The sequence below is a fragment of the Nonomuraea sp. NPDC003707 genome (assembly GCF_053587055.1).
The window spans coordinates 245,837-265,965 of the sequence record NZ_JBSFNK010000010.1 but is presented as its reverse complement, the minus strand read 5'-3'; the positions used below and the strand labels follow the sequence as shown (position 1 = coordinate 265,965).

The following is a 20,129-nucleotide window of genomic DNA, read 5'->3' as shown; positions in this document are numbered from 1 at the left end:
CTTCGTAGGGGAACGAAAGGTCGGGTGCCTCATGGCGCGCGTGCTGGACGAGAACGATCCGATCGGGAACCAGACGCCATCAAGGCGCACCGGATGGAACCGCCGGCGCGAGTTCACAGAACCTCGCCCTCGAGCAGGGAGCCGACCCATGCGTCCACCCGGATTCCTCGGTGCAGAAGTCGCTTCCGGAGCGTGGCCTCCACGGTGAAGCCTGCCTTCTCCGCAACTCGGCGGGAAGCCCAGTTGCCTACCTCGGCGCGCCACTCGATCAGTTCCAGACCATGGGCGCGGAAGGCCCACCGACACACAGCTCGCACCGCATCGGTCGCAACGCCACGTCCGCGGGCTTTCGGATCAACCCAGTATCCGATCTCGGCCGTACCCGGTGCGCCCAACCACAGACCCACGCGGCCAAGGCGTTCTCTCGTGGACGCTTCCTCGGCGAGGAACTCCAGACGCTGTCCACTCTGCGCGCCGGCGATGGCCAACTGCTCCACGAAGAACGCCGCATCTTCCATGCGGTAGGGCGCCGGCAACTCCACGAAGTGCTGCAAGGCCGGATCCAGGGACACCTCATAGACCCACGGGATGTCCGCCGGTTTGAACGGCCGCAGGGCAAGCCAGCCTGCTTTGATCCCATTTCGTTCCATGGCGCGATCTTCGTCGGCCGGCCCACAGGCGCGCAATGCGATAACAGCCGAGCCCCGGGACAGGTGGGCGAGGCGCCTCACAGGCCGGTTCTGATGACGCCTCTGGTCAGGTGAGCGTGGTGGTGTCCCCGAGGGACTCCAGCAGGTCGCGCAGCGTGTGGGCGAGCTCGTCCCGGCGCTCCTTCGGCAGGGCCGAGAGCACGCGGTCCTCCGTCGCGACATGGTCCGGCAGGGCCCGGTCGATCAGGGCGTACCCCTCGTCGGTGAGCGTCACGTAGACCACCCGCCCGTCGGCCTCGCTGGGCGTGCGGGTCACCAGCCCCCTGGACTCCAGGCGGTCGAGCCGCTGCGTGATCGCCCCCGACGTGACCATGGAGGCCCGCATCAGCTCGGCCGGCGTCAGCCGGTGCGGCGGGTCGCTGCGGCGCAAGGTGGCCAGCACGTCGAAGGAGGCCCGGTCGAGCCCGTGCGCGGCGAACGTACGGCCCAGCTCCGCGTCGATCAGCCGGATCAGCCGCGACAGCCGGCCGATCACCGCCATCGGCGAGACGTCCAGGTCAGGGCGCTGGGCGTCCCATTGCTTGAGTATCAGGTCGACGTGATCAGCCACCACTCCAGCCTAACGATGCCTTAGCGGTGAGGTAAATCACCTCGCCAAGTAACTTAGCGCTGAGATACTTTGTCTTAGTGCTAAGAAATCAATCGGGAACCGTCCTGCTGACCGCGCTGACCCCCGCCATCTGGGGGACCACGTACCTCGTCACGACCGAACTGCTGCCGCCCGGCCGCCCCCTGCTGGCCGCCGTGATCCGCGCGCTGCCCGCCGGTCTCCTCCTGGTCGCCATCACCCGCCGCCTGCCCGCGGGCATCTGGTGGTGGCGCGCGCTGGTGCTCGGCGCGCTGAACATCGGGGTGTTCTTCGCGCTGCTGTTCGTGGGGGCGTACCGGCTGCCCGGAGGGGTGGCCGCCACCGTGGGCGCCATCCAGCCCCTGCTGGTCGCGTTGCTGTCGGCCGGGCTCCTGGGTGAACGCCTGTCCATGCGTACGACGCTGGCCGCCGTGGCGGGCGTGGCCGGGGTGAGCCTGCTCGTGCTGCGGGCCGACGCCCGGCTGGACGCGCTCGGCGTGGCCGCGGCGCTCGGCGGCGCCGTCGTGATGGCCTTGGGCGTGGTGCTGAGCAAGCGGTGGCAGTCGCCCGCGCCGCTGCTGGCCACCACCGGCTGGCAGCTCGTGGCCGGCGGCCTGCTGCTGCTCCCGGTGGCGTTCCTCGTCGAGGGCGCGCCGCCGGCCACCCTGACCAGCGCGAACCTCGCCGGGTACGCCTACCTCACGATCATCGGATCCGCGCTCGCCTACGTCCTGTGGTTCCGTGGCCTGCGGCTGCTGTCGGCGACCAAGGTCACGTTCCTGGGCCTGCTCAGCCCCGTGGTCGCCACCGCGCTCGGCTGGCTCGTCCTCGGCCAGGAGCTCACCGCGGCCCAGGCGCTCGGCGCGCTCGTCGTCCTGGCCGCCCTGGTCGTGGCCCAGCGCCAGCCTGCCCGCACGTTGACCGAGAAGCCCCGCGTCCTGGCCGGAAGGGCCGGAAGGGCCGGAAAGGAGTCCTGACATGCGCATCACCGTCTTCGGAGCCGCCGGAGCCGTGGGCGGCAGGGTCGTGGCCGAGGCGCTGGCGCGCGGCCACGAGGTCACCGCCGTCGTCCGCGACCCCGCCCGCTTCCCCCTGCTGCCTCCCGCCGCGCACGCCCGCACCGGCGACGCCTCGGACGTCGGGGACGTGGCCGCGCTCAGCGCCGGGCAGGACCTCGTCGTCAGCGCCACCCGGCCCGCGCCCGGCCACGAGGCCGACCTGGTCACGACCGCCAAGGCGCTGCTGGCCGGGGTGGCGAGGACCGGCGTACGGCTGCTGCTCGTCGGCGGCGCGGCCGGGCTGACCGTGCCGGGCACCGGCGGCCGCACCGTCGTCGAGACCCCGGACTTCCCGCCCTCGTGGCGGCCCATCGCGCTGGCCTGCAACGCCCAGCTTGAGGTCTGCCGGGCCGAGCCGGGCGTCGACTGGGCGTACCTGAGCCCGCCCGCCCTGCTGGAGCCGGGGGAGCGTACCGGACGCTACCGGCTCGGGGGCGACGAGCTGCTGGTGGACGCCGAGGGCAGGTCGGCGATCTCCATGGAGGACTTCGCCGTCGCGCTGCTCGACGAGGCCGAGCACCCCCGGCATCACCGTGCCAGGTTCACGATCGGCTACTGAACCGCCGTCTCACAGGGTCACGGGCAGCGACGTCAGGCGCCAGGTGCCGGGGTCGGGCATGTGCCGCACCTCGCCGGCGAGCGCCAGGCCGGGGAAGCGGCGCAGCAGGGCCCCGATCGCGATCCCGGCCTGTACGCGGGCCAGCGAGGCCCCGACGCAGAAGTGCGGCCCGTGCGCGAACCCGAGATGCCCCGACTCCTCGCGCCGCAGGTCGAACCGGTCCGGCTCGTCGAAGGCGCGCGGGTCGCGGTTCGCCGAGGCGATCGAGGCCGTGACCGGCACGCCCTTGGGAACGGTCACGCCGCCGAACTCGACGTCCTCCGCGGTGAAGCGGGGGATGGTCAGCAGCTGCGGCCCGCACCAGCGCATCAGCTCCTCCACCGCCCGCGGCATGAGGGCGGGGTCGGCGCGCAGCGCGGCGAGCTGGCCGGGGTGGGACAGCAGGGCGGCGACGGAGTTGGCGATGAGGTTCGTGGGCGTCTGGCCGGCCATGACGAGCGTCCAGACCATGGTGATCAGCTCGGTCTCGGAGAGCCGGTCGCCGTCCTCCTCCATGACGCGGGCCAGGTCGGAGATCAGGTCCTCGCCCGGCTCCGCCCGGCCCCTGGCGACCGCGGCGGTGGCACCCTCGAGGATCCGCGGGATGGCGTCACGGAAGCTCTCGCCGTGCCCGGCCACGATGGCGGCGCCGTACTCGCGCCACCGGGGACGGTCGGCGACGGGGATGCCGACCAGCTCGCAGATCACCTCGATCGGCAGCGGGCCGGCGAAGTGCGCCAGCAGATCCGGCTCCGCGGGCAGCTCGTCGAGCAGCCGCTCCACGATCGACTCGATGCGCGGCCCGAACTCGGCGGCCCTGCGCCGCGTGAACGCGGGCGCGACCAGCCGGCGCAGCCGGGCGTGCTCGGCGCCGTTCATCTCCGACATGGTCCGCAGGTACGGCAGGCAGTGCTCCGGCACGTCGGGCCGCTGGTAGCTGTGCTCGTTGGTCGTCAGCCTGGGGTCGCTCAGCATGGCCCTGGCCTCCTCATGCCGGGTCACCGCCCAGAACGGGCCGAACCCCGGCGCCACCAGCCGCGCCACGGGCGACCGCTCCCTGGCGCTCGTGTACGCGGTGAACGGGTCCGCCAGCACGGCGGGATCGGTCAGATCGACCTCGGGCACATCGGTCATATCGGCTCCCTTGAATGATGACATCATCTGGATGTTCACGGTATCTCGATCTGCGAGCGCCCGGCAACGCGAGGGACGAGGCAGCGACGTAGACTTCATCAAGTACGTGCTTTACGACGCTCACGGAGTTGGCAAGGTGGATCAGAAGGAGACCGAGTTCGTCGACCGGATGGGGCTCGTCATGGAGCGCATCGCCGGGGGCCGGACGATGGGCCGCCTGTACGCGTGGCTGCTGATCTGCGACCCGCCGGACCAGTCGCTCACCGATCTGGCCGCCGAACTCGGCGTCAGCAAGACCATGGTCAGCACGGTCGCCAGGCAGTTGGAGGCCGGCGGGATGGTCGAGCGCGTCCCCACGTCGGCTCGTGAGCACCGCTACCAGGTCGTTCGCGGAGGATGGGCCCAGATCATGCGGGGCCGGCTGGCCGGCGTCGAGCCGATCGCGGAGGCGCTGAGCCTCGGACTGTCGATCATCGGTGACGACCGCGCCGAGCAGCGGGCGCTGTTGCAGGACACCAGGGACTTCTTCGAGTTCCTCATGCGCGACGCGGACGAGTCGCTCCAGCGCTGGGAGGAGTATCGCAAACGGCTGAAAGACGACGATCAGGACTCCGGGTGAACATGATCGTCGAGGAGCACGTGCCGTTCACCGCAGGACCCCGGCACGACGCCACCGCGTCCCCTGCCGGGTCGTGCGATCCGCTCAACCGAACAATCATCCAACGATCAAGGGAGTGACGATGTCTGACATCGTCGAGCGGTACAACATCCCCGAACAGCACTTCTGGTTGCACGGCCCGCGGCCGGGCGGGCCGGTCGAGCACAACGCCGCCGCCGGAATGTGGAACGTCTACGGTTACCCCGAGACGCACGAGATCTTCGGCGACCCCGCGACGTACTCCTCCGACACCCTTCGCCTGGCCCCCGAGGACCAGAAGCCGGAAGGGCTGTCACTGGAGGGCTTCATCACCCAGATCGACCCGCCGGAGCACGGCAAGCTGCGCAAGCTGGTCAGCAGCGCCTTCACCCGCAAGGTCGTCGCGGACCTCGAGCCGAGGATCGCCGCCGTCACCAACGAACTGCTCGACGCGGCGCGCGAGCGCGGCGGGTTCGAGCTGGTGCGCGACCTGGCCTACCCGCTCCCGGTCATCGTCATCGCCGAACTGCTGGGCGTGCCCAGCAGCGATCGCGAGCTGTTCAAGCAGTGGGCCGACACGCTGTTCCGGCAGGACACCAAGGTCTCGTTCGACGACCTCTTCGAACGGCGGGAGCAGGACACGGAGACCACGATGAAGTCGTGGTGGGAGATGTCCGCCTACCTCGCCGGCCACGCCGCCGAACGCCGGCGCCGGCCGCGCGCCGACCTGCTCACGAAGCTGGTCGAGGCCGAGGTGGACGGCGAGCACCTGCCCGACGAGCAGGTGGTCAACTTCGCGATCGTCCTGCTGCTGGCCGGGCACGTCACCACGACGATGCTGCTCGGCAACACGGTGCTGGCCCTGGACGCCTTCCCCGAGCACCAGGACAGGGCGCGGGCCGACCGCGCGGCGATCCCGGCGATCATCGAGGAGTCCCTGCGCTTCTTCACCCCGTTCGCCCTGATCGCCCGCGGCACCACCCGCGAGACCGAGCTCGGCGGCGTGACGATACCGGCCGATCAGACGGTCCTGCTCTGGCTCGGGGCGGCCAACCGGGATGCCCGGCAGTTCGCCGACCCCGACGTCTTCGACCCCGACCGCGACCCCAACCCGCATCTCGCCTTCGGCCGCGGCATCCACTTCTGCCTGGGCGCCCCCCTGGCCCGGCTGGAGGGCCGGGTCGCCCTCAACATCCTGCTCGACCGGTTCGACCACCTGCGCACCGATCCGGAGGACCCCGTGGTGTTCATGCCCATGCCGACCATGACCGGCGTGCGGCGCCTGCCGCTGGTCTGACCCGACATGCGGGAGGCCGTGCGGCCTCCCGCCCTTCATGCGCTACTCGCCGCCTGCTACGTACCTGTCGAAGAAGGCGAACGTGCGCCGCCACGCGTCGTCCGCCGCCGCGCGGACGAGGCCGTGACGCAGCGGGAACAGCGCGAGCTTCGCGACCGGGTGATGGCCGTCGGTCATGAAGGAGTGCCCGGCGTCCGGATAGATCTCGACGTCGTGCTCGAGGCCGAGCGCCCGCATGTGCTCGCGCAGCCGCGTGCCGTGCCGCCCGAAGCCCTGGTCGCGGCCGCCGTAGGAGCCCACGACCGGGCACACCGACCGCAGCCGCTCCTGGTCGCGGGGGACCGCGCCGTAGTTGACCGACGCGGCCCGTACGCCGGGCGGCGCGCTCGCCGCGTACGCGAGGGCGAACCCGCCGCCCATGCAGAAGCCGATCACGCCGAGCCGGCCGCCGTCGACGTCGTCGCGGCCGGCCAGCCACTGCCGGGTGGCGTCGATGTCGGCGGCCGGCTGACCCGGCTTCTCCGTCACGAACTGGTGCATGGCCCGCGTCAGGCACCCGACCCTGGTGCCGTGGCTGTACAGGTCCGGTAAGACGGCCGCGTACCCGTGCTCGGCGAACAGGTCCACCACGTCCAGCATGTCCGGTTCGATGCCGTAGATCTCGTGCAGGACCACCACGCCCGGCCACCCGGCGGCGGGCGCCGTCCCCTGCGGCAGCGCCATCGTCGCCTCCAGCGAACCGCCGTCCGGCAGCGGTACGCGCACGTCCTGTCTCATCAGCAGTCCTCAACCGATCAAAGAGCAAGGAACGTAACGTAACACCTCAGGCGTCCCGCCTGACGAGGGCCGCCCAGCCGGCTCCGACGGACAGGCCGGCCCAGGCGATCAGCGTCAGCAGCCCGCCCGTGCGGTTCAGGGCGGTGGCCGGGTCCGCGGGCAGGCCGAGGAGGCTGAGGGCCGCCTCGTGGGGGAGGAGCCGCACCGCGTCCGGCATGCTGCCGCGCAGCGCCGGCGAGATGAGGACCGGCGTGACGAACAGCACGGCGAGCGGCGCCACGACGCCCCTCGCGACGACGGCGAAGCCGTATCCGATGAGGCTGAGCAGGAGATACACCGTCAGGAGGGCGGCCGGATCGGCGACCGGCTGGACGAGGTGGCCGGGCAGGACCGCGGGGCCCGCCGCGAGCAGGCAGGCCGCCGTGACCGCGGCGAGCTTGGCGGCGGCCAGCCGGTGCCGGCCGGGGACGGCGGCCAGGCTGACGCGCAGCTGCCCGGCGCGGTACTCGCTGCCCGCCGCGAAGACGGCGATCGCGACGAAGACGTAGACCGGCGCGACCATGAGGGTGCCCAGCTGCCCGATCGCGACCGGCCCGTCCGGCCCGGCGAGCCGTACGGAGTCCGTCGCCGCGAGGAGGCCGAGCACGGTGTTCGCGGCGGAGGCGACGCCCAGGGCGACCCAGGTCGCCGGGAGCGTGCGGGTCTTGGTGAGCTCCGCGCGCAGCAGATCCGCGAGCCGGATGGCGCTCATCGCGCATCCCTCCTGCCGAGCGTGATCCCGGCGGCCGCCGTCGTGACCCCCGCCCACGCGATCAGCACGAGGAGGGCGTGCCCGGGGCCGGCGGTGAGCCGGTTGATCCCGGGGTCGAGCAGCAGGTTCCGGGCGGCGCTGACAGGGAGGAGCGCGTCCAGGGCGGGAGCGGCCCCGGCCAGTGCCTGTGTCATGGTGACGGCGATCTGGGCGATGGTGACGATGACGCCGACGAGCGTGCTGCGCGCGATGACGGTGATCCCGAAGCCGGTCAGCCCGGACAGGACCGCGAAGGCCACGAACTTCCCGTGGCCGAGGAACGCGGCGCCCGTCACGAGCAGGCCCGGGTTCCAGTCCTCGACGGCGGCGTACATGAAGGCGGAGCTGATCCCCGCGATCAGGACCGCCACGAGGAGCAGGTACGTGGCGGTCGCCAGGGCCTTGGCCGCGATCAGCCGCCCGCGCCGCGGCATGGCGAGCACCGTCACCCCGAGCTGGTTCGAGCGGAACTCCTGCCCGGCGATCATCGCGGCGAGGACCGGTACGAGCAGGCCCATCTGCAGCGAGGACGCGGCGAGGAGACCGAGGAGCGCCTCGGTCGCCGGTTGCGGCGTCCCGATGAAGATCTCGATGACGCCGTCGGGGGTGATGTCCGCGACCGCCTCGGCGTTCAGCCGGACCGACTGGATCAGGACCAGCGCGTGGAGGCCGAGGACGACGCCCGTGGCGATCCACACGCGCGGCAGGGTGAGGATCTTGGTCAGCTCGGCCCGCACGGCGCTCACCACCCCGGCCTCGCGGGGTCGCCGGTCAGCGCGAAGAACGCCTCCTCCAGCGAGCGGTGCCCGGCGGTGACCTGGGCGAGCGAGCCGTGGGTGACGACGCGCCCGCGGTTGATGACGACCACGTCATCCGCGGTGCCGGACATTTCCGTCATCAGGTGGCTGGAGAGCAGCACGGTACGCCCGCCCGCCGCGTAGTCCCTCAGGAAGCGCCGGATCCAGCGGATGCCCTCCGGGTCCAGCCCGTTCACCGGCTCGTCGAGCACCAGGATCTCGGGCTTGCCGAGCAGCGCCGCGGCCAGGCCGAGCCGCTGCCCCATCCCCAGCGAGTACGTCCTCACCCGCCGCCGCGCCGCCTCGTCCAGCCCCACGAGTTCGAGCACCTCCCGGACCCTGCGCCGCGGGATCCGGTTGGACTGCGCGATCCAGGTGAGGTGGTCGACGCCGCGGCGCTCGGGCACCGGGCCGGCTCCGTCCAGCAGCGCCCCCACCGTGCGCAGGGGATGCCTCAGATCGCGGTACCGCATCCCGTTGACCAACGCGGTGCCCGCGCTCGCCGCGTCCAGGCCCAGCAGGACGCGCAGCGTGCTGGACTTGCCGGCGCCGTTCGGGCCCAGGAAGCCGGTGACCCGGCCGGGACGCGCGGTGAAGCTGACCTCCTCCACGGCCGTCTTGGCCCCGTAACGCTTGCTGAGTTGTGAGATCTCGATCATCGCCTGCCTCGCCTCGGATGGACGTCGCCAGCCTGGGGCGGGAGGGCACCCGCTCGCGTCCCCCGAAAGGAGACACCTACCGGGGTTCGTACAGCAGTCCCGCCTCGTGGGCGAGCACGGCCAGGTGCGTGCGGTCGTTCACGCCGAGCTTGGCGAACATGCGCCGCAGATACGTGCGGACCGTCTCCACGCTCAGGAACAGCTCGTCGGCGATCTGCTGGTTGGAGCGCCCGCGTGCGACGAGCCGCACGACCTGCACCTCGCGCTCGGACAGCACCTGCCCGGCGAACGCGTGCCGCCGCGCGGGCCGCTCGGGCGCGAAGCGGCGGATCAGCCGCGCGGTGACCTCCGGCGCCAGCATGGCGTGGCCGGCGTGGACCGTGCGGACGGCCTGGAGCACCTCCTGCGGGGACGCGTTCTTCAGCAGGAACCCCGACGCGCCGAGGGTCAGCGCCTCATAGACGTACTCGTCCAGGTCGAAGGTCGTCAGCATGATCACCCGGGTGGTGGCGTCCGGGAGGATGCGGCGCGCCGCCTCCAGGCCGCTCATGCCCGGCATCTGAATGTCGAGCAGCGCCACCGCGGGCTTGAGCGCGCCGACGAGCCGCGCGGCCGTCTCCCCGTCGCCCGCCTCTCCGGCGACCCGGAATCCCTCGGTCCGGTCGAACAACTTCCGGTACGCGGCCCGGAAGCGGTCGTCGTCATCGGCCAGGAAGACGCTGACGGCCCCGCTCAAGGCGCGCTCCGGACCGGCAGCCTGGCGCGCACCTCGAACCCGCCCTCCGGATGGTTTCCCCAGGTCACCGTGCCGCCCACCAGCCGGGCCCGCTCACGCATCCCCCGCAGCCCCGACCCGTCCCCGCCGCGCGCCGGCCCGTTTTCGGCGCGCGCCGGCCGGGCCCCGGGGCCGTGGTCGCGCACCCGCACGACGATCTCCCCGCCGTCCTGCCGAAGGTCCACCGAGCAGGCCGCGCCCGCCGCGTACCGCACCACGTTGCTCAGCGACTCCTGGACGATCCGGTACGCCACCGTCCCGGCCACGTCGTCGACCGGGCCGTTCACCTCGATGCGCGCCTCGACGCCCACGCCCGCCGCGCGGGTCGCCGCCACGAGTCCGTCCAGCCGCGCGATCCCCGCGACACCTTCCGGCGCGCCGGGCTCGGACCGTAGCCCGCGTACGAGTGCCTGCATCTCCTCCAGCGCCCTCCTCGCGTGCGACTCGACGCCGGCCAGCGTGTCGCGTAACTCCTGCTCGCTCGCGTCGGCCAGGCTCCGCGTCACCCCCGCCTCCGCGCTGATCACGCCGAGCGCGTGGCCGACGACGTCGTGCACGTCACGCGCCACCGCCAGTTGCACCCGGGCCCGCTCCGCCTCCTGAGCGGCCCCGATCTGCCTGCCGACTGCCGTGCCGAGCAGCCAGGACACGCTCAACGCGGCCACGGCCAGCGTCAGCCGCTGCCCGGCGCCGCTCGCGTCCTCGCCCGGGACCGCCGCCACCGCCGCCAGCGCCGTGAGGAGGCCGGCGAGGACGAGGACGATCGTACGGGTGCGGCCGGCGCGCGCGACCGCGAGCGGATACAGGCACCACGCCGCGGCCAGCATCGGGTCCTGGCACACCCCCAGGACGCTCCCGGCTACGGTCGCGCCCGCGGCGAGCAGCGGCGACACGGTCGGCAGGCGCCGCCGCAGGACCATCACCGCGCCTGTGACGCAGGCCAGCACCAGCCCGGCCACCAGTCGTGACCGGTCCGCGGAGGCGAACGTCGGCGGCAACCAGAACATCCCGACCACGATCGCCGCGGCCGGCCCATCCAGGAACCGCCTCATCCCCCGTACCTTACGCGGCGCTCGCGTCATTGACTCGAACGGGAGTAAGAGATACATTCCGGTAGATTTCACGGTTGTCCAAGGGAAATCCGGTGAGATGCCGGTGCGGACGCGCCACTGTATCCGGGACGTAGATCCCGGGAGCCAGGTCGCTTGGACTTCCGTGACCTCGTTGGTTGGGACGCGTCATCCCTGAGGAGGCATGTATGAGTGGTCTGTCCACTCCTTCGGCAATCCCCTTCCCCCGTCTGCGGCTGTGGCTGCTCGCCGTTCCGGTGCTGCTGCTGGTCGCCTATCTGGTGCTGATGGACAACGGGGCCATCTCGCAAACCGGTGCCTACCTGCACGAACTCATGCACGACGGACGCCACCTGCTCGGCGTTCCCTGCCACTAGGCACGCGCATGGTACGCACCCTGCTGGTCAGGGGCCTGCTTCTGGGCCTGCTGGCCGGATTGATCGCGGGCGCCTTCGCCTTCGCCTTCGGGGAACCGGGGGTGGACAGCGCCATCGCGCTGGAGGAGGCCCATGCCGCCCAGGAAGCGCCCGGCCATGACCACGGCGAGGAGGCACTCGTCGGCAGGCCGGGACAGAAGGCCGGGCTCTTCCTGGCCACGGGCCTGTACGGGCTGGCCGTGGGAGGGATCTTCGCCCTCGTGTACGCGGGCCTGCGCGGACGGGTCGGCCCCCGGTCGGACGGCGGGCTGGCCCTCGCCGCCGCCGGGACGGCGTTCGTGGCGGTGATCCTTGTGCCGTTCGTGAAATATCCGGCCAACCCACCGGCCGTGGGCGACCCGGAGACGATCAACAGCCGCACCCTGCTCTACGTGGTCACGATCCTCGTCGGGCTGGCCGCGACGGCGATCGCGGTGGCCACCGCGCGTCGGGTCACCGCCGGGCCGTGGGCGCGGTGGGGCGCGGCGGTGGCGGCGTTCCTGGTTCCGGTGATCGCGGCGTGGACCCTGCTGCCGACCGTGGACGAGGTGCCCGACGGTTTCCCCGCCACGCTGTTGTGGCAGTTCAGGCTCGCGTCGCTGGGGACGCAGCTCGTCTTCTGGGCGGCCTTCGGCGTGCTGTTCGGGTGGGCCTGCGACCGGGCGTCCCGCCGCCCGGTGACCGCCGCGTCGCCGGGCTGAGCGGGGTGCTGTTCGTACGGCACGCGAGCACGCCGGGGATGCGGGCCGCCTGCTTCCCCGCGTCCGACGCGCACGCCGACACGGCGAGCCTGGCCAGGGCCACCGCCTTGACCCAGACGGTGGCCGGGGCGGCGGCCGGGTCGGCGGTCGTGGCTGCGCTCGGGGTGGTGGCGTGGGCGGCTCCCAGTGTTGCCGCCGGCCAGACCGTCGCCGCGCTCGGGCTGGAGGCGCGGATGGTCCCGGCGCTGGCGGAGGTGGATTGCGGCCGGTGGCAGGGCCTGCCGTACGAGCGGGTCGCGCGGGAGGAGCCGGACGCGCTGGCGAGCTGGCTGACCGACCCGCACGCGGCCCCGCACGGCGGTGAGAGCCTGGCCGCGCACGCCGGGCGGGTCGCCGCCTGGCTCGAGTCCGTACGCGCGGAGCCCGGCGTTGTCGCCGTCTGCGACGCGGGCGCCATCCGGGCGGCGCTCGGCCACGCGCTCGGGCTGGACCCGCTGAGCGCCGCCCGTTTCGATCTCGCGCCGCTGTCCGTCACCGAGCTGACCGTCACGCGCGCCGGCTGGCGGGTCGCCCATGTCAACCGGAAGGTTCTGATTTGATCGTCACATATCCGTTCAGCGCGGTCGTCGGGCTCGACGACCTGAAGCTGGCGCTGGTGCTCAACGCGGTCTCGCCGAGGGCGGGCGGCGTGCTCGTACGCGGGGAGAAGGGCACCGCCAAGTCGACCATCGTGCGCGCGCTGGCCGCCCAGCTGCCCGCCGTGAACGTGGTGCCCGGATGCCGGTTCGCCTGCGACCCGGCCGCGCCCGACGCCGGATGCCCGGACGGGCCGCACGAACCCGGGGGCCAGGGGCTGGAGCGCCCGGCCGCGCTGGTGGAGCTGCCGGTCGGCGCCTCGGAGGACCGGGTGGTCGGCTCCCTGGACGTGGAGCGGGCGCTGACGGAGGGGGTGAAGGCGTTCGAGCCCGGGCTGCTGGCCGCCGCCCACCGCGGCGTCCTCTACGTGGACGAGGTGAACCTGCTCCACGACCACCTTGTCGACCTGCTGCTCGACGCGGCGGCCCTGGGCACGTGCTACGTGGAGCGCGAGTCGGTGTCGGTACGGCATGCCGCCAGGTTCCTGCTGGTCGGGACCATGAACCCGGAGGAGGGAGAGCTCCGGCCGCAGTTGCTGGACAGGTTCGGGCTGACCGTCGAGGTCAAGGCGTCCAGGAATCCGGAGGAGCGCGCCGAGGTGGTGCGCAGGCGGCTCGCCTTCGACGCGGACCCCGGCGCGTTCGCGGCCCGGTGGGCGGTCGAGGAAACGGCGCTGGCGAGCCGGATCGCGCGGGCCCGCGCCCGGGTGCCGGGTGTGCGGCTGCCCGACGCGCGGCTGCGGCAGATCGCGACCGTGTGCGCGGCGTTCGAGGTGGACGGCCTGCGGGCCGACCTGGTGACGGCGAGCACCGCCATCGCCCACGCCGCCTGGCAGGGCAGGGACGTGGTGACCACCGAGGACGTGCGCGCGGCGGCCCGGCTGTCGCTGCCGCACCGGCGGCGGCGCGATCCGTTCGACGCGCCCGGGCTGGACGAGGCCCTGCTGGACGAGCTGCTGGCGAGGACGTCGGGGGATGAGGAGGATCCGGACGATCCCGAAGGCGGTCCTGACGGTGGGGGACCCGAGGGCGGCGGTCCCCAAGGCGGGCCCGGGCTGGATGGCGGGCACCGGCAGGACCGGGCGCTTGACGGGAGGTACCCGACGGCGGCCGACGATGCCGCCCAGGCCTCCGGGAGCAGGGAAATGCCGCCGGGCGTCGAGGGCACAGCGCCCGATGGCGCGGTGCCGGAGCACAGCGGAGGGCCGGGGAAGGAAGCGGCCGGGCGGGTGGCCAAGGTAGCGGCGCCGTACCGGGTGCCGTTGCTGGAGGTGCCCGGGGTCGGCGAGGGCGCGGCGGGGCGGCGGTCGCGCTCGCGCACCCCGCACGGCCGGGCCACCGGCTCGCGCCGCCCCGCCGGACGCGTGCGCGACCTGCACGTGACGGCGACGGTCCTGGCCGCCGCCCCCCACCAGCTGCGGCGCGGGCGCCGCGGCCCCGGGCTGGTGCTGCGCGAGGACGACCTGCGCGAGGTGGTGCGCGAGGGCAGGGAGGGCAACCTCGTGCTGTTCGTGGTGGACGCGAGCGGCTCGATGGCGGCGCGCAGGCGGATGACCGCGGTCAAGACGGCCGTCCTCAGCCTGCTGCTCGACGCCTACCAGCGGCGCGACAAGGTCGGCCTGGTCACCTTCCGCGGCCGGGGCGCGGCGGTCGCGCTGCCGCCGACCTCGTCGGTGGAGGCGGGCGCGGCGCGGTTGCGTTCGCTGCCGACCGGCGGGCGCACCCCGCTGGCGGCCGGGCTGGCGCGGGCCGCCGAGGTGCTGCGCGTGGAACGGCTGCGCGACCCGGCGCGGCGGCCCCTGCTGGTGCTGGTGACGGACGGGCGCGCCACGGCGGGCGGCGACGTGGACCGGGCGGCGGCGCTGCTGGAGGGCACGGCGGCGGTGGTCGTGGACTGCGAGAGCGGCCCCGTACGGCTGGGCCTGGCGGTCCGGCTGGCGGCCCGGTTGCGGGCCCGTCTCGTCTCCCTCGACTCCCTGGCCGATCTCGGCTCGGTCGTGCGCGATCACAGGAAGGCGGTCTGAGCATGCCGCAGGGAAAGCCCGCCGTCGTGCCCGACGACGGCCTCACCACCCGGCAGCGCCGCAACCGGCCGCTGCTGATCGTGCACACCGGTCCCGGCAAGGGCAAGTCGACGGCGGCGTTCGGGATGGCGTTGCGGGCCTGGAACCAGGGCTGGCCGGTCGGGGTGTTCCAGTTCGTGAAGTCGGCCAAGTGGCGCATCGGCGAGGAGCGGGCGCTGAAGGTGCTCGGGGAGACGGGCGAGGGCGGCTCGGTGACCTGGCACAAGATGGGCGAGGGCTGGTCGTGGATCCAGCGGCCGGGCGCCGAGGAGGATCACGCGGCCGACGCCCGTGAAGGGTGGGAGCAGATCAAGCGGGACCTGGCGGCCGAGACGTACCGGTTCTACGTGCTGGACGAGTTCACGTACCCGCTGAAGTGGGGCTGGCTGGAGCTGGAAGACGTGGTGGCCGCGCTCGCCGGACGGCCCGGCAACCAGCACGTGGTGATCACCGGCAGGGACGCGCCCGAGCGGCTGATCGAGGTGGCGGACCTGGTGACGGAGATGGGCAAGGTTCGCCACCCCATGGATGCCGGGCAAAAGGGGCAGAAGGGCATCGAGTGGTAGTTCCCCGGCTCGTCATCGCCGCGCCGTCGTCGGGCAGCGGCAAGACGACGGTGGCCACGGGGCTGATGGCGGCGCTGCGGGCGCGCGGGCTGCGCGTCTCGCCGCACAAGGTGGGCCCCGACTACATCGATCCGGGCTATCACGCCCTGGCCACCGGGCGTCCCGGCCGCAACCTGGATCCGTGGCTGGTGGGTGAGGAGCGCGTACGGCCGCTGTTCCGGCACGGGGCGGCGGGATGCGACGTGGCGGTGGTCGAGGGCGTGATGGGGCTGTTCGACGGCAAGGGGGACACCGACTTCGCCTCGACCGCCCACGTGGCCAGGCTGCTGGACGCTCCCGTCGTGCTGGTGGTGGACGCGGCGCGGCAGAGCAGGTCGGTGGCGGCGGTGGTGCACGGGTTCGCCACGTTCGACCCCCGGGTGCGGGTGGGCGGGGTGGTGCTGAACCGGGTGGGCTCCGACCGGCACGAGGAGCTGTGCCGCTCCGCGCTGGCCGCGGCGGGGATGCCGGTGCTGGGCGCGATCCGCCGCGACGACGCCGTCTCCACGCCGTCGCGGCATCTGGGGCTGGTTCCCGCCGCCGAACGGGAGGCCGAGGCGCTGGCCGCGGTGGACCGGCTGGCCGCGCTGGTGACCCGCTCGTGCGACCTCGACGCGCTGCTCCGGCTGGCGGCATCGGCCCCGCCGCTGGACGCCGTCCCCTGGGAGCCCGCGCGGGGGGAGCGGACGGACCGGCCGGTGGTGGCGGTGGCGGGCGGGGCGGCGTTCACGTTCGGCTACGCCGAGCACGTCGAGCTGCTGCGGGCGGCCGGGGCGGACGTCGCGGTGTTCGACCCGCTGCGGGACGAGCGGCTGCCGGACGGGACCGCGGCGCTCGTCATCGGCGGCGGCTTCCCCGAGGTGTACGCCGCCGAGCTGGCCGCCAACGAGCCGCTGCGCGCGCAGGTGGCGGCCTTCCGCGGCCCGATCGCCGCCGAGTGCGCCGGGCTGCTCTACCTGTGCGAGGAGCTGGACGGGCAGCGGATGTGCGGGCGGGTGCCGGGCCGGGCACGGATGACGCCGAGGCTGACGCTCGGCTACCGGGACGCGGTCGCGCTCAGGCGTTCGCCGCTGACGGAGCCGGGCGAGCGGTTCCGGGGGCACGAGTTCCACCGCACCGCCGTCGAGTACGCAGGCGAGCCGCTGTTCCGCTTTGAGAGCGGCGCCGACGGATTCGGCGACGCCCAGGTGACCGCGTCCTACCTGCACCTGCACTGGGCCGGGCAGCCGATGACGGCTCAGCGGCTGGTGTCGTCCTCCAGGTCGCCCTCGGTCTTGAGGTAGACCTCCTGCAGGCCGCGCAGGACCTCCGGGTCGGGGTGCTGCCACATGCCCCGCTCGGCGGCCTCCAGCAGGCGTTCGGCGATGCCGTGCAGGGCCCAGGGGTTGGACTGCGCCATGAACGCCTGGTTCTCCGGGTCGAGCACGTACGTCTCGGTGAGCTTGTCGTACATCCAGTCGGCGACCACCCCGGTCGTGGCGTCGTAGCCGAACAGGTAGTCGACCGTGGCGGCCAGCTCGAAGGCCCCCTTGTAGCCGTGGCGGCGCATCGCGGCCAGCCAGCGCGGGTTGACGACCCTGGCCCGGAAGATACGCGAGGTCTCCTCCGACAGGGTGCGGGTGCGGACGGCGTCGGGGCGGGTGCTGTCGCCGACGTACGCGGCCGGGGCCCTGCCGGTCAGCGCGCGGACGGTGGCGACCATCCCGCCGTGGTACTGGAAGTAGTCGTCGGAGTCGGCGATGTCGTGCTCGCGGGTGTCGACGTTCTTGGCGGCCACCGCGATCCTGCGGTAGGCGTCCTCCATCTGCGGGCGGGCCGCCACGCCGTCGAGGTCGCGGCCGTAGGCGAAGCCGCCCCACACCGCGTACACCTCGGCCAGGTCGGCGTCGTCGCGCCAGTTGCGGCTGTCGATCAGGGGCAGCAGCCCGGCCCCGTACGCGCCCGGCGCCGACCCGAAGACACGCATGGTCGCCTGGCGCTCGTCGCCCCCGGTCGCGGCGACGTGGGCGCGCACGTAGTTGTCCTCGTACGGCTCGTCCAGCCCGGCGGCCAGCCGTACGGCGTCGTCGAGCATGGCCACCACGTGCGGGAACGCGTCACGGAAGAAACCGCTGATCCGCACCGTCACGTCGATCCTGGGACGGCCCAGCTCGGCGAGCGGGATCGGCTCCAGGGACGTGACCCGGCGCGAGGCCTCGTCCCATTCGGGGCGGATGCCGAGCAGGGCCAGCACCTCGGCCACGTCGTCACCCGCCGTGCGCATGGCGCTGGTGCCCCAGACCGACAGCCCCACCGAACGCGGCCACTCGCCGGTGTCCGACCGGTAGCGCTCCAGCAGCGACTCGGCCATGGCCTGGCCGGTCTCCCAGGCGAGCCGGCTCGGGACCGCGCGGGGATCGACGGAGTAGAAGTTGCGGCCGGTCGGCAGCACGTTGACCAGGCCGCGCAGCGGGGAGCCGCTCGGCCCGGCGGGAACGTAGCCGCCGTCCAGAGCGTGCAGGACGTGGTCGAGCTCGTCGGTGGTGCGGGCCAGGCGCGGCACCACCTCGGTGGCGGCGAACTCGAGGACCCGCGTCACCAGGTCGCGCCGCTCGCCGGGCAGCTCGCGCGTGACCTCCGCCGCAGCCTCCGTCGCCCAGCCGCGTTCCTCCATGGCCTCCACCAGCGCCCGGGCGGCCGCCTCGGCCCGGTCCACGCTGCCGAGCCCCGCCGTGCCGTCCTCGGCCAGGCCGAGCGCCTCGCGCAGGCCGGGCAGCGTCTCGCGGCCCGACCACATCTGCCGGGCGCGCAGCATCGCCAGGACCAGGTCCACGCGCACCTGCCCGGCCGGAGCCTGCCCGAGCACGTGCAGGCCGTCGCGGATCTGCGCGTCCTTGACCTCGCACAGCCAGCCGTCCACGTGCAGGATGAAGTCGTCGAACTCGCTGTCGTGCGGCCGGTTCGCCAGCCCCAGGTCGTGGTCGAGCCGGGCGGCCTGGATGAGCGTCCAGATCTGCGCCCGGATGGCGGGCAGCTTGGCCGGGTCCATGGCCGCGATCGTGGCGTGTTCGTCCAGGAGCTGCTCCAGCCGGGCGATGTCGCCGTACGTCTCCGCCCGCGCCATCGGCGGCACCAGGTGGTCCACCAGCACGGCGTGCGCCCGCCGCTTGGCCTGCGTGCCCTCGCCGGGGTCGTTCACCAGGAACGGGTAGACCAGCGGCAGGTCGCCGATGGCCGCGTCGGTGCCGCACGCGGCGGACATGCCGGCCGACTTGCCGGGCAGCCACTCCAGGTTGCCGTGCTTGCCCACGTGCACCATCGCGTGCGCGCCGGAGCCCGCGAACTCGGCCGACAGCCAGCGGTAGGCGGCCAGGTAGTGGTGGCTGGGCGGCAGGTCGGGGTCGTGGTAGATGGCGATCGGGTTCTCGCCGAAGCCGCGCGGCGGCTGCACCATCACCACCAGGTTCCCGGCCCGCAGCGCCGCGAGGACGATGTCACCCTCGTGCACGAACAGCTCGCCCGGCGGCGGCCCCCAGTGCCGCTCCATCTCCGTCCGCAGCTCCTCGGGCAGAGTGCGGTACCAGCGCTCGTAGGACGCGGCGGAGATGCGTACCGGATTGCCCGCCAGGTGCTCCTCGGTCAGCCAGTCCTGGTCCTGGCCACCGGCGGCGATCAGCGCGTGGATGAGCGCGTCGCCGTCCTGCTCGGCCACGCCCGGGAAGCCCTCGCCGAGGTCGTAGCCGGCCTCGGCGAGCCTGGCCAGCAGCCTGACCGTGCTGGCCGGGGTGTCCAGGCCGACCGCGTTGCCCACCCGGGAGTGCTTGGTCGGGTACGCCGACAACATCACGACCAGGCGGCGCTCGGCGGGCGGGGTGTGCCGGAGCAGCCCGTGCCGTACCGCGATGCCCGCCACCCGGGCGGCCCGCTCGGGGTCGGCGACGTAGACGGTCAGTCCCTCGGGGTCGATCTCCTTGAACGAGAACGGCACCGTGATGATCCGCCCGTCGAACTCCGGGATGGCCACCTGCGAGGCGGCGTCCAGCGGCGACAGCCCGTCGTCGTTCTCCTCCCACGCCTGCCTGCCGGTGGTCAGGCAGAGTCCCTGCAGGATCGGCACGTCGAGCGCGGCCAGCGCGCCCACGTCCCACGCCTCGTCGTCGCCGCCCGCGCCCGCCGTCGCGGGGCGCGAGCCGCCCGCCGCCAGCACGGTCACCACCAGCGCGTCGGCGGCGCGCAGCGTGTCGAGCAGCTCGGGTTCGGCGGTGCGCAGCGAGGAGCAGAACACCGGCAGCGCCTGCCCGCCCGCCTCCTCCACGGCCGCGCAGAGCGTCTCCACGAACGCGGTGTTGCCCGCCAGGTGATGCGCCCGGTAGTAGAGCACCCCGATCACGGGTCCCCGCCCGGGCCGCGCGTCGCGCTCCAGCAGTCCCCAGGAGGGCGTGGCCTCCGGCGGCGCGAACCCGTGCCCGGTCAGCAGCACCGTGTCCGACAGGAACGCGTGCAGCTCGGCCAGGTTCTGCGGCCCGCCGTGGGCCAGGTACGCGTGGGACTCGGCGCAGACGCCGCCGCTGACCGTGGACAGCTCCATCAGCTCGGCGTCCGGCGCCTGCTCGCCGCCCAGCACCACCACCGGCAGAGGGCCGGCCAGCAGTGCGTCCAGGCCCTCCTCCCAGGCGCGCCGCCCGCCGAGCAGGCGCACCACGACCACGTCGGCGCCTTCCAGCAAGGCGGGCAGGTCCTCGGCCGCCAGCCGGGCCGGGTTGCCCAACCGGTAGGCGGCACCGCTCGCGCGAGCGCTGAGCAGGTCGGTGTCGGAGGTCGAGAGCAGCAGGACGGTATGGCTGTCGCCAGGCACGGCAC

Annotated in this window: 20 protein-coding genes; 10 read left to right on the top strand and 10 right to left on the bottom strand. The window is 73.4% G+C overall.

Translation table 11 applies throughout. From position 1 onward, the window contains the following. Nucleotides 1-113 precede the first annotated feature (113 nt). Entirely contained in the window at nt 114-650 is a 537-nt protein-coding gene (locus ACWDRB_RS27160; RefSeq protein WP_449898113.1) for a GNAT family N-acetyltransferase, read from the bottom strand. Nucleotides 651-756: 106 nt separating this feature from the next. After that, the gene (locus tag ACWDRB_RS27155) at nt 757-1,260 is read right to left on the bottom strand and encodes a MarR family winged helix-turn-helix transcriptional regulator (protein WP_185075997.1); all 504 of its coding nucleotides are present in this window, start codon (nt 1,258-1,260) and stop codon (nt 757-759) included. A 77-nt stretch (nt 1,261-1,337) separates the two neighbouring features. Between ACWDRB_RS27155 and ACWDRB_RS27150 the strand changes: the two genes are divergently transcribed. Together ACWDRB_RS27150 and ACWDRB_RS27145 are read left to right on the top strand one after the other, a co-directional pair. Next, nucleotides 1,338-2,255, top strand: a complete 918-nt coding sequence (locus ACWDRB_RS27150) for an EamA family transporter (protein ID WP_449898110.1) — start codon at nt 1,338-1,340, stop codon at nt 2,253-2,255. A gap of 1 nt (nt 2,256) precedes the next feature. Then, entirely contained in the window at nt 2,257-2,895 is a 639-nt protein-coding gene (locus tag ACWDRB_RS27145) for an NAD(P)-dependent oxidoreductase (protein ID WP_449898108.1), read from the top strand. Between the two features lie 9 nt (nt 2,896-2,904). On the opposite strand, the gene ACWDRB_RS27140 is transcribed toward ACWDRB_RS27145, so the two are convergent. Beyond that, entirely contained in the window at nt 2,905-4,068 is a 1,164-nt protein-coding gene (locus ACWDRB_RS27140) for a cytochrome P450 family protein (protein ID WP_449898105.1), read from the bottom strand. A gap of 136 nt (nt 4,069-4,204) precedes the next feature. Between ACWDRB_RS27140 and ACWDRB_RS27135 the strand changes: the two genes are divergently transcribed. Beyond that, nucleotides 4,205-4,687, top strand: coding sequence for a GbsR/MarR family transcriptional regulator (locus ACWDRB_RS27135; RefSeq protein WP_449898103.1), 483 nt, complete (start codon nt 4,205-4,207; stop codon nt 4,685-4,687). Between the two features lie 121 nt (nt 4,688-4,808). Next, entirely contained in the window at nt 4,809-6,002 is a 1,194-nt protein-coding gene (locus tag ACWDRB_RS27130) for a cytochrome P450 (protein WP_449898101.1), read from the top strand. A 42-nt stretch (nt 6,003-6,044) separates the two neighbouring features. On the opposite strand, the gene ACWDRB_RS27125 is transcribed toward ACWDRB_RS27130, so the two are convergent. From ACWDRB_RS27125 to ACWDRB_RS27100, 6 genes are all read right to left on the bottom strand, one after another. After that, nucleotides 6,045-6,779, bottom strand: coding sequence for a dienelactone hydrolase family protein (locus ACWDRB_RS27125; protein WP_449898098.1), 735 nt, complete (start codon nt 6,777-6,779; stop codon nt 6,045-6,047). Between the two features lie 46 nt (nt 6,780-6,825). Continuing rightward, entirely contained in the window at nt 6,826-7,530 is a 705-nt protein-coding gene (locus ACWDRB_RS27120) for an ABC transporter (protein WP_449898096.1), read from the bottom strand. Beyond that, a complete protein-coding gene (locus tag ACWDRB_RS27115; RefSeq protein ID WP_449898094.1) occupies nt 7,527-8,315 on the bottom strand; it encodes an ABC transporter permease in 789 nt (262 codons plus the stop codon). The genes ACWDRB_RS27120 and ACWDRB_RS27115 overlap by 4 nt, the downstream gene beginning before the upstream one ends. Then, nucleotides 8,312-9,025 (bottom strand): ABC transporter ATP-binding protein, encoded by a 714-nt coding sequence (locus ACWDRB_RS27110; RefSeq protein WP_449898092.1) that lies wholly within the window; start codon nt 9,023-9,025, stop codon nt 8,312-8,314. The genes ACWDRB_RS27115 and ACWDRB_RS27110 overlap by 4 nt, the downstream gene beginning before the upstream one ends. A gap of 76 nt (nt 9,026-9,101) precedes the next feature. Then, nucleotides 9,102-9,761 (bottom strand): response regulator, encoded by a 660-nt coding sequence (locus tag ACWDRB_RS27105; protein ID WP_449898090.1) that lies wholly within the window; start codon nt 9,759-9,761, stop codon nt 9,102-9,104. Next, on the bottom strand, nt 9,758-10,852 hold the full coding sequence (locus tag ACWDRB_RS27100) for a sensor histidine kinase (protein ID WP_449898088.1): 1,095 nt from the start codon (nt 10,850-10,852) through the stop codon (nt 9,758-9,760). The genes ACWDRB_RS27105 and ACWDRB_RS27100 overlap by 4 nt, the downstream gene beginning before the upstream one ends. Nucleotides 10,853-11,058: 206 nt before the next feature. Here ACWDRB_RS27100 and ACWDRB_RS27095 point away from each other — a divergent pair, with 206 nt between their 5' ends. The 6 genes from ACWDRB_RS27095 to ACWDRB_RS27070 are packed head-to-tail and all read left to right on the top strand — an operon-like array spanning nt 11,059 to nt 16,573. Beyond that, on the top strand, nt 11,059-11,247 hold the full coding sequence (locus ACWDRB_RS27095; protein ID WP_192784851.1) for a CbtB domain-containing protein: 189 nt from the start codon (nt 11,059-11,061) through the stop codon (nt 11,245-11,247). 8 nt (nt 11,248-11,255) lie between these two features. Next, nucleotides 11,256-11,987 (top strand): CbtA family protein, encoded by a 732-nt coding sequence (locus ACWDRB_RS27090; protein ID WP_449898083.1) that lies wholly within the window; start codon nt 11,256-11,258, stop codon nt 11,985-11,987. Further along, complete coding sequence (locus tag ACWDRB_RS27085) at nt 11,933-12,586, top strand: histidine phosphatase family protein (RefSeq protein ID WP_449898081.1); 654 nt, start codon at nt 11,933-11,935, stop codon at nt 12,584-12,586. Before ACWDRB_RS27090 ends, ACWDRB_RS27085 begins: the two co-directional genes overlap by 55 nt. After that, complete coding sequence (locus tag ACWDRB_RS27080; RefSeq protein WP_449898079.1) at nt 12,583-14,646, top strand: magnesium chelatase subunit D family protein; 2,064 nt, start codon at nt 12,583-12,585, stop codon at nt 14,644-14,646. The genes ACWDRB_RS27085 and ACWDRB_RS27080 overlap by 4 nt, the downstream gene beginning before the upstream one ends. Before the next feature lie 2 nt (nt 14,647-14,648). Beyond that, entirely contained in the window at nt 14,649-15,251 is a 603-nt protein-coding gene (cobO, locus tag ACWDRB_RS27075) for a cob(I)yrinic acid a,c-diamide adenosyltransferase (protein WP_449898077.1), read from the top strand. Next, nucleotides 15,245-16,573 (top strand): cobyrinate a,c-diamide synthase, encoded by a 1,329-nt coding sequence (locus tag ACWDRB_RS27070; RefSeq protein ID WP_355200313.1) that lies wholly within the window; start codon nt 15,245-15,247, stop codon nt 16,571-16,573. The genes cobO and ACWDRB_RS27070 overlap by 7 nt, the downstream gene beginning before the upstream one ends. Here ACWDRB_RS27070 and cobN read toward each other — a convergent pair. Then, a complete protein-coding gene (cobN, locus tag ACWDRB_RS27065; RefSeq protein ID WP_449898074.1) occupies nt 16,528-20,124 on the bottom strand; it encodes a cobaltochelatase subunit CobN in 3,597 nt (1,198 codons plus the stop codon). The two genes, ACWDRB_RS27070 and cobN, sit on opposite strands and share 46 nt — an antisense overlap. Nucleotides 20,125-20,129 lie beyond the last annotated feature (5 nt).

What these genes read in the sequence shown, in the direction of transcription:
- ACWDRB_RS27110 (WP_449898092.1), bottom strand. Translation starts at nt 9,025, where the DNA reads ATGATCGAGATCTCACAACTCAGCAAGCGTTACGGGGCCAAGACGGCC.
- ACWDRB_RS27120 (WP_449898096.1), bottom strand. Translation starts at nt 7,530, where the DNA reads ATGAGCGCCATCCGGCTCGCGGATCTGCTGCGCGCGGAGCTCACCAAG.
- ACWDRB_RS27090 (WP_449898083.1), top strand. Translation starts at nt 11,256, where the DNA reads ATGGTACGCACCCTGCTGGTCAGGGGCCTGCTTCTGGGCCTGCTGGCC.
- ACWDRB_RS27125 (WP_449898098.1), bottom strand. Translation starts at nt 6,779, where the DNA reads ATGAGACAGGACGTGCGCGTACCGCTGCCGGACGGCGGTTCGCTGGAG.
- ACWDRB_RS27100 (WP_449898088.1), bottom strand. Translation starts at nt 10,852, where the DNA reads ATGAGGCGGTTCCTGGATGGGCCGGCCGCGGCGATCGTGGTCGGGATG.
- ACWDRB_RS27140 (WP_449898105.1), bottom strand. Translation starts at nt 4,068, where the DNA reads ATGACCGATGTGCCCGAGGTCGATCTGACCGATCCCGCCGTGCTGGCG.
- ACWDRB_RS27130 (WP_449898101.1), top strand. Translation starts at nt 4,809, where the DNA reads ATGTCTGACATCGTCGAGCGGTACAACATCCCCGAACAGCACTTCTGG.
- ACWDRB_RS27160 (WP_449898113.1), bottom strand. Translation starts at nt 650, where the DNA reads ATGGAACGAAATGGGATCAAAGCAGGCTGGCTTGCCCTGCGGCCGTTC.
- cobO (WP_449898077.1), top strand. Translation starts at nt 14,649, where the DNA reads ATGCCGCAGGGAAAGCCCGCCGTCGTGCCCGACGACGGCCTCACCACC.
- ACWDRB_RS27095 (WP_192784851.1), top strand. Translation starts at nt 11,059, where the DNA reads ATGAGTGGTCTGTCCACTCCTTCGGCAATCCCCTTCCCCCGTCTGCGG.
- ACWDRB_RS27145 (WP_449898108.1), top strand. Translation starts at nt 2,257, where the DNA reads ATGCGCATCACCGTCTTCGGAGCCGCCGGAGCCGTGGGCGGCAGGGTC.